The organism is Marinomonas ostreistagni (genome assembly GCF_016888445.1).
Taxonomy (GTDB): Bacteria; Pseudomonadota; Gammaproteobacteria; order Pseudomonadales; family Marinomonadaceae; genus Marinomonas; species Marinomonas ostreistagni.
Genome location: NZ_JAFEKF010000003.1, coordinates 246,342 through 260,735 on the forward strand (window position 1 = coordinate 246,342; position 14,394 = coordinate 260,735).

Genomic DNA, 14,394 nt, shown 5'->3' on the forward strand with positions numbered 1-14,394 from the left:
AAAAATTCATTTTAAGGGTAGAAAAAATGCGTATTGCAGTAATTGGCGCGGCTGGACGTATGGGTAAAACTTTAATCCAAGCCATTCAAGATGCAGATAACGTGGAGCTGGGCGCAGCGATTGTTGAGCCAGGTAGCTCTTTGGTTGGCGCGGATGCCGGTGAAGTGGCAGGTGTCGGTAAATTAGGTGTGCAGGCTGTGAGTGATTTGGCTGACTGTGTTGCAGACTTTGATGTGCTGGTGGATTTCACCACACCTGCGCTAACCGTTAAAAACGTGGCTTTCTGTGCAGCGCACCAAAAAGCCATTGTGATCGGTACCACTGGTCTTAACGATGATGAAAAAGCGCAATTGGCTCAAGCGGCAGAGCAGACTTCGGTTGTCTTCGCGCCTAATATGAGTGTTGGTGTTAACCTAACACTGAAGCTGTTGTCATTGGCGGCTGAGATTTTAGGTGATGATTACGATGTGGAAGTGGTTGAAGCGCACCACCGTCACAAAGTGGATTCACCTTCTGGTACGGCGCTACGTATGGGTGAAGTGGTGGCTGAAGCATTGGGTCGCGATCTTAAAGAGTGCGCAGTGTATGGCCGTGAAGGTCAAATCGGTCCGCGTACGACGAAAGAGATCGGTTTTGAAACCATTCGTGCAGGCGATGTTGTGGGTGAGCACAGTGTTTGGTTTGCTACGGAAGGCGAGCGCATTGAGATTGCACACAAAGCCAGTAGCCGTATGACGTTTGCCAAAGGTGCAGTACGTGCCGCAGGTTGGTTGTCTGGTAAGGGCAACGGTTTGTACGATATGCAGGATGTATTGAACTTAAAATAGTTCGCGGTATTGAACATAAAAAAGCCGAGCATTACGCTCGGCTTTTTTATGGTGAGTAGCTTAGTCGATCAAGCCTAAGCTGACCCAGTACAGAAGATCTGGATCCGCTGAGCGAGGCAGTTCAAATGGGATGAACTTACCTTGGTCGTCAACAAATTCACTGTTAGGGAAGTTTTGTTTCAATACGGCTAGGTTCTTTTGGGCATCATCGTACAACTCAAGATCCATAAAGGCTTGGACGGTGACGGCAAGAGCTTCTTCTACGGCAGGCGTTGATGGGTAGCTTTGTACCACTTCTTGGCCACGGCGTAGCGCAGAGAGCGGTGCTTTACGCTTGAAGTAGTAATGTGCAATGGCCACTTCATGCTCCGCGATCATATTACGTAGATAAATCATGCGTGCTTTGGCATCGGGTGCGTATTGGCTTTCAGGGAAGCGACGCAAGAAGTCAGCAAACTCGTTGAACGATTTATCAAACTCTGTGGTATCGCGATCGGCAGGGTTTAGGTTTAAGTAGCGCCCTAAGAAGGTTTCAGCTGCTTTGTAAGTCGATAGACCGCGCATGTAGTAAGCGTAATCTAATGCGTCGTTATCAGGGTAGTTTTTGATAAAACGATCGGCTGTAGCATGGGCTGAGATGTAATCTTCTGCTTGGTAGTGAGCATAAATTAAGTCTAGGCGCGCACGCTCGATATAGTCGCCAAACGGGTAGCGAGTTTCGAGCTCTTTCAGCTGCTCGGCTGCGGTGGTTGGCAGATCGTTTTCCAGCGCTTCCTGCGCTTGACGGAAGTACTCTTCCTCTGGCAGGTCAGACTCTACGGTTGGTTGCGTTGAGCAGGCTGTCAGTGCGGCGTAAAAAGTACCGATTGTCAGAATTCGTGACAGTGTCTTGTTAAATCCCATGTATAATACAACCCTAGTAAAAGAGGCATAGCATGTTCACAGTGGCTATGCGGTTGACATATTTGGCGTCAAAGTGACGCAGCATCGAGCAAAAGAAAGTTTATTGTATGGCAGAGCGCATAGTAAAAGAAGCCCAAGTTAACTTGGATTTCGCCGGACAGCGATTTGATCAAATTGCTACCGAATTATTTTCAGATTACTCACGTTCACGCATCCAAAGTTGGATCAAAGAAGGCGTGTTAGTGGTAGATGGTAAACAGACTAAACCAAAAGAGAAACTGTTTGGTGGTGAGAAAATTACTTTAAATGTGGAATTAGAAGAGCAAGCGGACCACGATGCTCAAGAAATCCCACTGGATATCGTCTATGAAGACAATGATATCTTGATTGTAAACAAGCCAGCAGGCTTAGTGGTACACCCTGCAGCAGGGCACAGTGATGGCACTTTGTTGAACGCCATTCTTCACCATGCGCCGCAGACTGCGATGGTGCCGCGTGCGGGCATCGTGCATCGCCTAGACAAAGAAACCACGGGCTTAATGGTGGTTGCCAAAACTATTGAAGCTCAGACCGATTTGGTGGCCCAGCTACAAGATCGCAGCATGGGGCGTGAATACGAGGCGATTACCATCGGTGCGATGACAGGTGGTGGCGTGGTGGATGAGCCAATCGGACGTCACCCGCATAATCGTCAGAAAATGGCTGTCGAACCAGTGCATGGTAAAGACGCGATCACGCATTACCGTTTGGTGAAGCGCTACAATAACCATACGCACATTCGTCTTAAGCTTGAAACTGGGCGTACGCACCAGATTCGTGTGCATATGGCTTACTTACAATACCCATTGGTGGGCGATCCCCAATATGCTGGGCGTTTGAAAATGCCAAAAGGCTGCTCACCTGAGCTGCAAGACGCGTTACGCGGCTTCCGTCGCCAAGCGCTGCACGCCAAGAAACTAGAGCTGGCGCATCCGATTACCGGTGATTTTATGGAATGGGAAGTAGACTTGCCGCAAGATATGCAAGACTTATTGGCGGTACTAGAGTCGGACCTCCATAATGGTGGCCAAAACGACTACATGTTATAGAGTTTAAAGGCAGCGCTAAGCTGCCTTTTTATTATCAGTTTTAAGGACAGTCATGGATCAGGTAATAACACCGCAGTGGCCGGCGCCAGCACATGTAAAGGCGTATACAACAACCCGCTTAGGAGGCGTCAGTAAAGCGCCTTTTAATAGTTTTAATTTGGGCGCGCATGTAGGCGATGATCCAAGCCATGTTGCGCATAACCGTCAGCAGCTCAAAGCTTTGCTAGGCTTTAAAGGCGAGGTGCAATGGCTTAATCAAATCCACAGCGCTGAGGTTGCAACGTTACCCGCAGAGTCATTGAGCGCCGCTGATGCATCGTTTTCAGCGCAGCCTAATGTTGTGTGTGCGGTGCTGACGGCAGATTGCTTACCGGTTCTGATGACGGATGCGGCTGGCACACAAGTGGCTGCGGCTCATGCTGGCTGGCGTGGCTTATGCGATGGTGTGTTAGAAAATACCTTGGCGCAATTTTCCGAACCTACTGAAGTGGTCGCTTGGCTTGGGCCGGCGATCGGGCCGCAGGTGTTTGAGGTAGGTGATGAGGTGCGTGCGGCGTTTGTAAGCGTAGACCCTGCAGCAGAGGCAGCGTTTACTAAGCGTGACCAGCCAGGCAAGTGGCTGGCGGACCTTTATCAATTGGCGCGCCAGCGCTTGATCAAAGCAGGTTGTGAACAAATATATGGCGGTAATGAGTGTACTTACAGCGATGTTGAGCGGTTTTACTCTTATCGTCGTGATCAGCAAACTGGGCGCATGGCGAGCTTGATTTGGCTGGAAAAGTGACGGGTGTCAAAAAAATGACAGTCAAGCCATTGAAAAGCACAAGAGTGCACCTATAAATCGGTAATAACACAGTTTCAATCGATTTATCGGAGGTCAAACATGCGAATCGATCGATTAACCAGTAAATTACAGATTGCCTTATCAGATGCGCAATCTGTGGCCTTAGGCCAAGATCATTCTTACATTGAATCGGCGCATCTGTTGCAAGCCTTGTTGGATCAGCAGGGCGGTGCTGTGCGCCCAATCTTGCAACAAGCAGGTGTCAATGTTGCCAAGTTTCGTGAAGAGCTAAATCGCATCATGGAGCGCTTACCAAAAGTAGCGAACCACGATGGCAACGTACAAATGTCACCTGAGCTTGGGCGTTTGCTCAACTTGGCGGACAAAGAAGCTCAGAAGCGCAAAGATCAATACATCTCGTCTGAGTTATTACTGTTGGCGATGTTTGAAGGCAAAGACGATGTAACCAAAGCCTTGAAAGCAACCGGCGTCACTAAAAAAGATGTCGAAGCCGTGGTGGACTCAGTGCGCGGCGGTGAGGCCGTGAATGATCCGAACGCCGAAGAGAGTCGTCAGTCACTTGATAAGTATACGGTTGACCTTACCGCGCGTGCGTCAGAAGGTCGCCTAGACCCTGTGATCGGCCGTGATGATGAGATCCGCCGTACTATTCAAGTGCTACAACGTCGTCGTAAAAACAACCCCGTGTTGATCGGTGAGCCTGGTGTCGGTAAGACCGCCATCGTCGAAGGCTTAGCGCAGCGCATTATTAACGGCGAAGTGCCTGAAGGCCTCAAGAATAAGCGCGTCTTGGCGCTTGATATGGGCGCCTTGATTGCCGGTGCCAAATATCGCGGTGAGTTTGAGGAGCGTCTAAAAGCGGTGCTAAATGAGCTGGCGAAGCAAGAAGGTCAGATCATTCTCTTTATTGATGAAATCCATACCATGGTGGGCGCCGGTAAATCAGAAGGCTCGATGGACGCGGGTAACATGCTAAAACCTGCGCTGGCTCGCGGTGAGCTGCACTGTGTTGGGGCAACGACTCTGGATGAATACCGTCAATACATTGAGAAAGACGCTGCGCTTGAGCGCCGTTTCCAAAAGGTGCTGGTAGAAGAGCCAAGCGTACTGGACTCGATTGCCATCTTACGTGGTCTTAAAGAGCGCTACGAAGTGCACCATGGGGTAGATATTACCGACTCGGCAATCATCGCAGCGGCGAAGCTATCGCAGCGTTACATCACCGATCGTCAGCTGCCAGACAAAGCGATTGATTTGGTGGATGAGGCAGCCAGCCGTATTCGCATGGAGATGGATTCTAAGCCAGAAGAAATGGACCGCCTTGAGCGTCGCTTGATCCAGTTGAAGATTGAGCAAGAAGCGCTGAAAAAAGAGAAAGATAAAGCCTCCAAGCAGCGTCTTGCTGAGCTTGAAGATGAGATTGCTGGGCTAGAAAAGCAATTTTCCGACCTAGAAGAGATCTGGAGTGCTGAAAAGGCGGCCGTACAAGGCGCTCAGAAGCTCAAAGAAGAGCTTGAAGGGGTACGCCAAGAAATGGAAGAAGCACGTCGTCAGGGCAACTTGGCGAAGATGTCGGAGCTTCAATACGGTGTTATTCCGATGCTTGAGGCCGAGATCGAAAAAGCGACACTGGCGGAAGAAAGCGAAACCGTGACACAGCTGCTTAAAAACCGCGTTACCGAAGAAGAGATTGCTACGGTGGTCTCGCGTTGGACCGGTATCCCAGTTGATAAAATGCTGGAAGGTGAACGCGATAAGCTACTACGTATGGAAGATGCGTTGCATGAATCCGTGATCGGTCAAGACGAAGCCGTGAATGCGGTCTCAAATGCCGTGCGTCGTTCCCGCTCCGGCTTGGCAGACCCAAATCGTCCGAATGGTTCATTCCTGTTCTTAGGGCCAACCGGTGTCGGTAAGACTGAGCTATGTAAGTCACTGGCGAAATTCTTATTTGATACCGAACAGGCCATGGTGCGAGTGGATATGTCGGAGTTCATGGAGAAGCATTCGGTGGCGCGCTTGATTGGGGCACCGCCAGGCTATGTGGGCTACGAAGAGGGTGGTTATCTAACAGAGGCCGTGCGTCGTCGCCCATACTCGGTGTTGTTGCTGGATGAGGTAGAGAAAGCGCACCCAGATGTTTTCAATATCTTATTGCAAGTGCTCGATGATGGTCGTCTGACGGATGGCCAAGGCCGTACGGTCGATTTTCGTAATACCGTCATTGTGATGACGTCAAACTTGGGCTCAGATCTGATCCAAGAGTACCGTAGTAATGATGAATACGAAGCGATCAAAAACAAAGTGATGGAAGTTGTGGGTACGCATTTCCGTCCTGAGTTTATTAACCGTATCGACGAGACGGTGGTGTTCCATCCATTGATGCAATCGCAAATCAAAGGCATTGCTAAGATTCAGCTAGCGCATCTCAATGCACGTTTGGCAGAAATGGGCATGTCAATGAACCTAAGTGACAGTGCCATGGAGCGTCTAGCCGAGGTTGGCTATGATCCAGTTTATGGTGCGCGTCCATTGAAGCGAGCCATTCAGCAGTGGATCGAAAACCCATTGGCGAATGAGTTACTAGGTGGCAAGTTTGTGGCCGGTGATTTAATCAAGGTGGATGTAGAAGGGGAGTCGATGACCTTCACGGCTTTGAAAGAAGAGTTAGAAGCGTCTTAAACTTGTTTAAACCCCGTCAACAAAAAAGCCAGAGCATTTGCTCTGGCTTTTTTATATCTGTAAGGCTTAGAAGTCTGCGTATACGCCAACAAAGAAACCGTCAAAGTCTAGATCCGAATCGATACGGCCTTCGTCGATATCAAAGCTCACATCACGGTAGCCGCCTTCAATGCCCACCACGAAAGGTGATTGGTACTTAATTTTGAAGGTTGTATCCTTCATGCTGGAATCGCCTGCCGAAATCGCTTTGATCTCACCGCCTACCTGAATGGGAAGCGTCGGAATCGATACATAAGCCGATAGGTAGCCCGCTGGAATAACACCGTCTTCAGAGGCTCTCTCATTGCCGACACGGGCATCAACATCCATTTGACGTAATGTCAGGCCGGCATCCAAATTAAGCCATGTGAGGTCGTCTAAGATCTCGTAGTAAAGAGTGTAGTCAACCGTATCGATTTTTGCTGCTACATCATCATTGCGGCCTTCGAAGGTGACGCTCTGCAGGCGTACATTAGGTACTAGTGGCACTAGATGTTCAAACGCGATGCCAAAATAGGTGTCGTTTTCGCCATCAAAATTTGTGTTGGCGTAATTATCATCAAGTGTGCCTTTAAAGGACATGTCTGGAGAGAAGTGACCGACTTCAGCGGTAAGACCTAGGGTGTCTGCTTGTGCGGCGGTAGTCGCCAGTAAAAGGGCGGCGGTAGCAAATGTTTTCTTCATGAAAGTATTCCCTGTAAACATATTAACAATGTTCAGAGTATATCGAAGCAATATGAAAAAGCTAACGCGGGAAATAAATTTATCGGGAAGTCGTAGAGAAGTAAGATAAGTAGATGGCTGGGGTAGCTGGATTCGAACCAACGCATGACGGGATCAAAACCCGTTGCCTTACCGCTTGGCTATACCCCAACTTATCTAAAAGCTGGTGGCTATGACTAGATTCGAACTAGTGACCCCATCATTATGAGTGATGTGCTCTAACCAACTGAGCTACATAGCCTTTGCTAAATTGTGATCTTGATGGCTGGGGTAGCTGGATTCGAACCAACGCATGACGGGATCAAAACCCGTTGCCTTACCGCTTGGCTATACCCCAATTCATCAAAATTGGTGGCTATGACTAGATTCGAACTAGTGACCCCATCATTATGAGTGATGTGCTCTAACCAACTGAGCTACATAGCCTTTTGCAAGAGAGTGGCTGGGGTAGCTGGATTCGAACCAACGCATGACGGGATCAAAACCCGTTGCCTTACCGCTTGGCTATACCCCAACAATCTCGCAACACAGACACTTTTGAATTCGTTGCTTCGCTGTGTCTGTGGCGCGATATTATTCATATAACCCGTTAATGGGTCAACACTTTTTTTAAAAAAAATTTTAAACGTTGAAACGGAAGTGCATTACATCGCCATCTTTGATGATGTAATCCTTACCTTCTAGACGCCACTTACCTGCGTCCTTAGCACCGTTTTCACCGTTGTATTGGATGAAGTCATCGTAAGCCACTACTTCGGCACGGATGAAGCCTTTCTCGAAGTCTGTGTGGATCACACCAGCGCCTTGTGGTGCGGTAGCGCCTTGCTTCACAGTCCACGCACGAACTTCTTTTACGCCCGCTGTGAAGTACGTCTGCAGGCCTAATAGTTCGTAGCCAGCGCGGATTACACGATCAAGACCTGGCTCTTCCATACCCATCTCATCAAGGAAATCTTGCATCTCTTCTGCATCGAGTTCAGAAATCTCAGCTTCTAGCTGGTTACAGATCGGCACAACCGTAGCGCCTTCGGCAGCTGCAATTTCGCGTACGACATCTAGGTGAGGGTTATTTTCGAAACCATCTTCCGATACGTTAGCGATGTACATGGTTGGCTTGGTCGTCAACAAGTGTAAAAGCTTCACCGCTTTTTTCTCATCGTCGGTCAATTCCATGGCACGCACAGGTAGACCGTCCTCTAGATGCGCTTTGATGCGCTCTAAGAACTCTTTGTGAGCGATGGCTTCTTTGTTGCCGCTTTTGGCGTTTTTCGCAGTGCGGACAATTTGCTTCTCGATTGACTCAAGGTCGGCAAAGACCAGCTCAAGGTTGATAACCTCGATATCCGCTTTAGGATTCACTTGGTTAGAAACGTGAATGACGTTGTCGTCTTCAAAACAACGCACAACGTGAGCGATAGCATCGGTTTCACGAATATTGGCTAAGAACTTGTTGCCTAGGCCTTCGCCTTTTGAGGCACCTTCAACCAAGCCTGCGATGTCGACGAACTCCATAGTCGTTGCTAGCACGCGCTCAGGCTTAACGATGGCTGATAGCGCATCTAAGCGTGGGTCTGGCATCGGTACGACGCCTGCGTTGGGTTCAATAGTACAAAAAGGGAAGTTCTCAGCACCGATACCGGCTTTGGTGAGTGCGTTGAATAGAGTTGATTTGCCGACGTTTGGTAAGCCGACGATACCGCAATTAAAGCCCATAAAGAATTCCTAAAGCTGGTTAATTATGCTTTGAAACTGTGCAGATGATTCATAACGCCGCTCCAGTTGTCGCCAATAATGTCGTCACTGTAGCGCAGAGATTCATCTATCGTTTGTTCGATTTTTTGGTATTCGTCACTCGGGGCTTTTTTCAAGACATAGCTTGCCACTTGACTGGCGTGCCCTGGGTGACCGATGCCTATGCGTACGCGTCCAAACTCACGGTTGTTGCCGAGTTTGCTGATGATGTCTTTAAGACCATTGTGACCGCCATGACCGCCGCCTTTTTTAAGCTTTACGGTGCCGGGGGCAATGTCTAGTTCATCGTGTACGACTAGGACTTCTTGGGGAGGGATTTTATAGAATTGGCAAACGGCTTGGACTGCTTTGCCGCTTAAATTCATATAGGTCGTAGGAATAAGAAGGTAGCATTCCTGCCCACCTATAAAAACTTTGCCGAATTGACCAGAGAATTTCTTCTCTGCTCGAAGAGAACACTGGCTCCTGCGAGCCAGTGCTTCTATCCATTGTGCGCCAGCATTGTGGCGGGTGTCTTCATATTCTGAGCCTGGGTTGCCCAAGCCAACGAGTAATCTAAAACCTGCCACAGACTTGCCTCAATGATTAACGCTTAGCTTTACCGATACGAGCGATAGGTTGGTCGTGGTCTTCGCCTTTAAGAAGAGCAACCAATTCAACGCCTTCTGGTAGTTGAGCATCAGAAAGGTGGAAGATTTGACCTAGTTGACCTTCGATAGTGTCAACAGTCAAAGCTTGTGGAAGATCTTGTGGGAAACAACGAACTTCAGCAAGTTTCGCTTCAACCACTAGACGGCCACCTTGAGATTTAACACCTTCTGATTTAGAAGCGTTAACGAAGTTAAGAGGTACGCGAGTAACGATTTTCTTATCTTCTTGAACACGTAGAAGGTCGATGTGCATAACATCGCCAGAAGCTGGGTGACGTTGTAGAGCTTTAACGATTGCTTTCTCTTCAGCGCCATCAACAGTGATTGTTACAACACTTGTAAGGAACTCAGTGCCAACAGTTTTGTTAACTTCGTTCTCTTTGAAAGTGATAGAAACTGGCTCAGCGTTGCCACCGTATACAACAGCAGGAACTAGACCTTGGTTACGAAGGCGGCGGCTCGCACCTTTACCTTCTTCTTTACGTGCTACAGCATTTAGTACTAGAGACATTTTTAGATATCCTAAATAAAGTTAAGTTTGCCCAGAACTGCGACCCGTTCCGAGCGTAAATGTTTGGCTTAGGCCCCAAACATGGCACTAATTGACTCTTCGTTGCATACGCGACGAACAGCCTCAGCCATAATGTCTGACATAGACAATTGGCGGATTTGTGGGCAATTCTGTGCGGCTTCTGACAGTGGGATAGTGTCGGTTACCACTAGTTCATCCAGCACAGAGTTGCTGATGTTCTCAATTGCCTTACCCGACAGTACTGGGTGAGTACAGTAAGCAAGGACTTTTGATGCGCCGTGTTCTTTTAGTGCTTTAGCCGCGGCACATAAGGTGCCACCGGTGTCACACATGTCGTCAACCAAGACACAGGTTTTGCCTTCGACATCACCGATCAAGTGCATGATCTGCGCTTCGTTGGCACGTGGGCGACGTTTGTCGATGATCGCTAGATCCGCATCGTCCAGTAACTTGGCAAACGCACGCGCTCGAACCACACCACCGACATCTGGTGATACGACGGCAATATTTTCATAGCCTTGGCGTTGTAGATCGTCTAGCAATAATGGTGTGGCGTACACGTTGTCTACCGGAATATCAAAGAAGCCTTGAATCTGGTCAGCGTGAAGGTCGACCGTCAAAACACGGTTGATGCCCACCGCAGAAATCATATCTGCGACCACTTTGGCCGTGATTGGCACACGCGCTGAACGTACTCGACGATCTTGGCGAGCGTAACCAAAGTACGGAATTACAGCCGTAACACGGGTAGCTGACGCACGACGCAGGGCATCGGCCATGACAATCAGTTCCATCAGGTTATCATTACTCGGAGCACAGGTTGATTGAATAATGAAAACGTCTTTACCTCGTACATTTTCGTTGATCTCAACTGTGATCTCGCCGTCGCTAAACTGTCCAACGGTAGCGTTACCGATTGGCAGACCTAGGCGACGAACAACTCGACGAGCAAGTTCCGGATTAGCATTACCGGTAAAAACCATCAACTTGGACACTGTATATACCCTTTGTATTTAAAGCGCTGAAAAATAGACTGGTGTGTATCCAGCATTAATGCTGAGCTGCAATCCACTGGTTTAATGCATCATGAGCTGGAGAAGTATTACAGCCATGACAAACCCAAGTTTGCCACTTCTCTGGCACAGCGGCTTTGACTCGTTCAGCTTCTTCTTTAGACGAGCAAGCCATAAACAAGCACGCGCCGGTGCCGGTTAACTTTGCTTCGCCAAATTGCGATAGCCAAATGAACGCGTCGTCCACTTCAGGATAGAGCCTTCTGACGACCTCGAGACAGTCATTATGCCCATCCAGTTTCAAAGCGTGCGATATTCTGATCGCAGGGGTGTCTCTTGTCAAATATTTATCGGTAAAAATTTGCACAGTTGGGACTTCGCAATTGGGCTTTAAAAGCACGTAATACGGGGTCTCTGGCGTGGTTTGGGTAAGTTTCTCGCCAATCCCTTCGGCGTACGCCGCATGACCAAAAACAAAGATGGGGACATCCGCCCCAAGGGTCTTACCAAGCTCGGCCAATTTGTCTAATGGCAGTTGGCATTGCCAAAGCTGGTTGAGTGCTAACAATGTGGTAGCGGCATCGCTGCTGCCACCGCCAATGCCGCCGCCCATGGGGAGAACTTTTTTAAGCTGAATCGATACACCTGAGGTGGCAGATTTGTAGGGTTCCAACAGACGTGCGGCTTTGACAATTAAGTTGCTTTCAAAGGCTACGCCTGCAATGGCGGGGGTCAACGCAATTTGGTCATCATCGGTCAAAGTGAAGCTCAATTGATCGCACACATCGATAAACTGAAACAAGGTCTGCAGCTCATGATAACCGTCACTTCGTTGCCCTGTGATGTGCAAAAACAAATTCAACTTAGCGGGAGCGGGGAGTGTCAACGTGGTCATTGCAGGTCCCAATTCGTAATAATGAGATTAACTCGATAAGGCGCTTTGGCCACTTGAATTTTTTGTGGCAAGGTCAAGTGCTCGATCTGGGTAAACTCACGGTAATTGATGGTCCAGCCATCTTGAGTGATTTGCGTGGGCGTCACACCATCACTACCGACTTGGATATCAGCTTGGGAGCTTGGTGCGGGTAAACCGCGGATCCAGTACTTCACTTGTGTAACAGGAAATTGCCAGCCAAATTCACGGTACAGCATGGCTTCAGCGCTTGGGCCCGTTAGGGTCTTGTCATCGTATTTGAGGGTAGTGGTGCCGTCACTTAAGCCTTCAATGCGCGTGGCGCCTTGGCCAAAAGGGCCGTAAATATTGATTTGGTATTGGCTTGGCGAATGCTGCCAATTGAAATTGCCTGACACTGCATCGTCTGCGGTACGAATGCCGACACGACCTTCGGTGTGCCAAGTTTCTATGCCTGCTACGGAGTCTGGCAAAGGCGCTTTCGGCGTGGTGGGGGTTAGGCTACAGCCAGCCAGCATAAGTAGTGTGCTGGCGCCTATTAAAATGCGTTTCATGAGTTTTCCTTACCCGTATTGAGTAGTTGCGGCGCATACTGTTGCACAGTGTCGCGCAGGGCTGGGAGTTGTGCGTTGTTACGCAACGCTTGCTGCCAAATAGCGATGGCTTGTGTTTGTTGATCAAGTTGCCAGAGTACTTCGCCATAATGGGCGCCGATTTCAGCATCATCGAGTGCTTGCCAAGATTGTGCGAGAAAACGCTCGGCTTGCTGCAAATCCCCTTGTAAATAGTAACCCCAACCCATGCTATCAAGGATCGCGGGGTCTTCGGGCTCTAGAGTATAAGCCTTTTTAATCCAGTCAAACGCAGTATCAAAGCGGTCGGGTTGGCGCACGAGCATGGTGTAGCCAAGCGCGTTGATGTACGCCGCGTCTTCGGGATGTTTGTCGACTAAAATCTTAAGGTCTTTGATGGCCGCTTGCCACTGTTGCTGACTGTCAAAGAAAATAGCGCGTTTGTAGCGCACTGAATCAAGCTCTGGGAAGGTGGCAAGCGCGTTATTGAGTAATCCCAGCGCCAGATCTGGACGGCCATTTTGCTCATGGATCTCACTCACGCCGATAATGTGCCCAGGCTCTTGTTCAGCCGCCGCACGCTGTAAAATGATCGGGTTGACTTGGTCACTTTGGTCGGCTTGGTAAAACCATTCAACCAGCAGCTCGGTGGCGTTCCAGCTAAGAGGGCCAAATACATTGGCAAGGTTACGCAGTGCTTGGTCGTATTGACCTAGTTGCTGTTGAGCATTGGCAAGGAAAAACTGAATTTGATTGTGCAGTCCACCTTGTTGGGGCAGATCACTAAGCAGCGCTGCACTTTGCTGTGCTTGACCTTCCATCAGCAATTGTTGCCCTAGGGCCAGACCGATCTGTTGGCGCATAGCATCGGATAGGTCGGCTTGATGAAAGGCTGTGATTGCCTCTTTGGTGTAACCATTCTTGACCATGATCTCGAGCAAATTGCCTAGGACACGCTCGCTGTTAGGAAAGCGTTCAAGGGCGTCAGCTAAGGTTTTTTGAGCACGTTTTGGATGGCCCATATGGTCTTGACTGACTGCTTTGATGATCAGTAAGGCTTCTTGCTCTTTTTTTGCAACACGCGCTAGCAATGGATCAATGGTGTCGACAATGGTCTGATAGCGGCCTTTGAGAAACAGCAAATGAAATTGTGCCGTTTGAACGTATGTGTTGTCGTTAAGCTTAGGTGTGTCTAATGCTTGAAAGAGTGTGGCGGTTACTTGATTGTTGCGCACGTTTTGATCAACAAAGTCCGGTAAGAAAGCAAGTGAGACTTGCTGTTCGGTGGCGTTAATCAATAATTGCTGTGCGGCCTCGGCCTGTTGTGCAATCAATAGCGCTTGCAGTCGAACGGGATAGGCTTGCGCCGCGTCAGGTTCAAGCGTTAGCCAATGCTCACTGGCTTGCAGTACTTGCTGGTTGTCTTCGCTGATCATAGCAGCGGTGGTGGCGCGTTTGGCAACGGCGGCATCTTGTGTTGCTTGCGCGGCATCGTAGTACAGTTGTGACGCCTTGGTACTGCCTTGACGTTGAAGCGTAAACTCAGCTGTTAAAAGTTGTGATAAACGCTCAGCGCGCTCTGAGCGAGTAATCGGTTGCCAGCTGTTGTCTACTGGCAAAGCGGTTGTAGGCTGGGTAGAGCAGGCACTGACAAACACTGATAACGCTGACACGAGTAGCGTTTTCTTAAATGAGAAATGAGCTTGCATTCTTTGCATGATGACCTGCCTAATTTTAATCCTTAGACGCTATGTTAGCTCTGCTTAAGCGGGCTTGTCAGCCCATTGTCGAGCAAGAGAGTGTAAGGAACCTTTAGATTTATTGATTTGATGGGGTGCGAATAGCTAAAAATTCCACTTATAATAGGCCCATCATGGTTATGTACAAGCAATGCT

The 14,394-nt window shown here is 48.9% G+C and carries 13 protein-coding genes and 5 tRNA genes; 4 read left to right on the forward strand and 14 right to left on the reverse strand.

Annotated features, from left to right (window positions below; all coding sequences use genetic code 11):
- Window positions 1-26: 26 nt before the first annotated feature.
- Window positions 27-827 carry a 4-hydroxy-tetrahydrodipicolinate reductase gene (gene dapB / locus JQX58_RS10925; RefSeq protein ID WP_204146894.1) on the forward strand — a complete coding sequence of 267 codons (801 nt, stop codon included), beginning with the start codon at window positions 27-29 and terminating at the stop codon, window positions 825-827.
- 60 nt (window positions 828-887) lie between these two features.
- Here the strand turns inward: dapB and JQX58_RS10930 are convergent, their stop codons facing one another.
- On the reverse strand, window positions 888-1,730 hold the full coding sequence (locus tag JQX58_RS10930; protein WP_204146895.1) for an outer membrane protein assembly factor BamD: 843 nt from the start codon (window positions 1,728-1,730) through the stop codon (window positions 888-890).
- Window positions 1,731-1,837: 107 nt separating this feature from the next.
- Between JQX58_RS10930 and rluD the strand changes: the two genes are divergently transcribed.
- The 3 genes from rluD (at window position 1,838) to clpB (ending at window position 6,305) form a co-directional block, all read left to right on the forward strand.
- On the forward strand, window positions 1,838-2,818 hold the full coding sequence (gene rluD / locus JQX58_RS10935) for a 23S rRNA pseudouridine(1911/1915/1917) synthase RluD (protein ID WP_204146896.1): 981 nt from the start codon (window positions 1,838-1,840) through the stop codon (window positions 2,816-2,818).
- A gap of 52 nt (window positions 2,819-2,870) precedes the next feature.
- Window positions 2,871-3,602 (forward strand): peptidoglycan editing factor PgeF, encoded by a 732-nt coding sequence (pgeF, locus tag JQX58_RS10940; RefSeq protein WP_204146897.1) that lies wholly within the window; start codon window positions 2,871-2,873, stop codon window positions 3,600-3,602.
- Between the two features lie 99 nt (window positions 3,603-3,701).
- Entirely contained in the window at window positions 3,702-6,305 is a 2,604-nt protein-coding gene (clpB, locus tag JQX58_RS10945; protein WP_204146898.1) for an ATP-dependent chaperone ClpB, read from the forward strand.
- Between the two features lie 66 nt (window positions 6,306-6,371).
- Here the strand turns inward: clpB and JQX58_RS10950 are convergent, their stop codons facing one another.
- The 13 genes from JQX58_RS10950 to JQX58_RS11010 all read right to left on the reverse strand — a co-directional run bounded on the left by JQX58_RS10950 (window position 6,372) and on the right by JQX58_RS11010 (window position 14,217).
- A complete protein-coding gene (locus JQX58_RS10950) occupies window positions 6,372-7,028 on the reverse strand; it encodes a TIGR04219 family outer membrane beta-barrel protein (RefSeq protein WP_204146899.1) in 657 nt (218 codons plus the stop codon).
- A 114-nt stretch (window positions 7,029-7,142) separates the two neighbouring features.
- Window positions 7,143-7,217, reverse strand: a tRNA-Gln gene (locus tag JQX58_RS10955).
- Between the two features lie 14 nt (window positions 7,218-7,231).
- A tRNA-Met gene (locus JQX58_RS10960) sits at window positions 7,232-7,308 on the reverse strand.
- Between the two features lie 21 nt (window positions 7,309-7,329).
- A tRNA-Gln gene (locus JQX58_RS10965) sits at window positions 7,330-7,404 on the reverse strand.
- 12 nt (window positions 7,405-7,416) lie between these two features.
- A tRNA-Met gene (locus tag JQX58_RS10970) sits at window positions 7,417-7,493 on the reverse strand.
- Between the two features lie 13 nt (window positions 7,494-7,506).
- Window positions 7,507-7,581, reverse strand: a tRNA-Gln gene (locus JQX58_RS10975).
- 107 nt (window positions 7,582-7,688) lie between these two features.
- Window positions 7,689-8,780 carry a redox-regulated ATPase YchF gene (gene ychF, locus JQX58_RS10980; protein ID WP_204146900.1) on the reverse strand — a complete coding sequence of 364 codons (1,092 nt, stop codon included), beginning with the start codon at window positions 8,778-8,780 and terminating at the stop codon, window positions 7,689-7,691.
- Between the two features lie 23 nt (window positions 8,781-8,803).
- Window positions 8,804-9,388, reverse strand: a complete 585-nt coding sequence (gene pth, locus JQX58_RS10985; protein WP_204146901.1) for an aminoacyl-tRNA hydrolase — start codon at window positions 9,386-9,388, stop codon at window positions 8,804-8,806.
- 16 nt (window positions 9,389-9,404) lie between these two features.
- Entirely contained in the window at window positions 9,405-9,980 is a 576-nt protein-coding gene (locus JQX58_RS10990) for a 50S ribosomal protein L25/general stress protein Ctc (protein WP_204146902.1), read from the reverse strand.
- 68 nt (window positions 9,981-10,048) lie between these two features.
- Window positions 10,049-10,996, reverse strand: a complete 948-nt coding sequence (locus tag JQX58_RS10995) for a ribose-phosphate diphosphokinase (protein ID WP_204146903.1) — start codon at window positions 10,994-10,996, stop codon at window positions 10,049-10,051.
- Window positions 10,997-11,051: 55 nt separating this feature from the next.
- Window positions 11,052-11,909 (reverse strand): 4-(cytidine 5'-diphospho)-2-C-methyl-D-erythritol kinase, encoded by an 858-nt coding sequence (gene ispE / locus JQX58_RS11000; RefSeq protein WP_204146904.1) that lies wholly within the window; start codon window positions 11,907-11,909, stop codon window positions 11,052-11,054.
- A complete protein-coding gene (gene lolB, locus JQX58_RS11005; protein WP_204146905.1) occupies window positions 11,906-12,481 on the reverse strand; it encodes a lipoprotein insertase outer membrane protein LolB in 576 nt (191 codons plus the stop codon). Before lolB ends, ispE begins: the two co-directional genes overlap by 4 nt.
- On the reverse strand, window positions 12,478-14,217 hold the full coding sequence (locus tag JQX58_RS11010; RefSeq protein WP_204146906.1) for a tetratricopeptide repeat protein: 1,740 nt from the start codon (window positions 14,215-14,217) through the stop codon (window positions 12,478-12,480). Before JQX58_RS11010 ends, lolB begins: the two co-directional genes overlap by 4 nt.
- Window positions 14,218-14,394 lie beyond the last annotated feature (177 nt).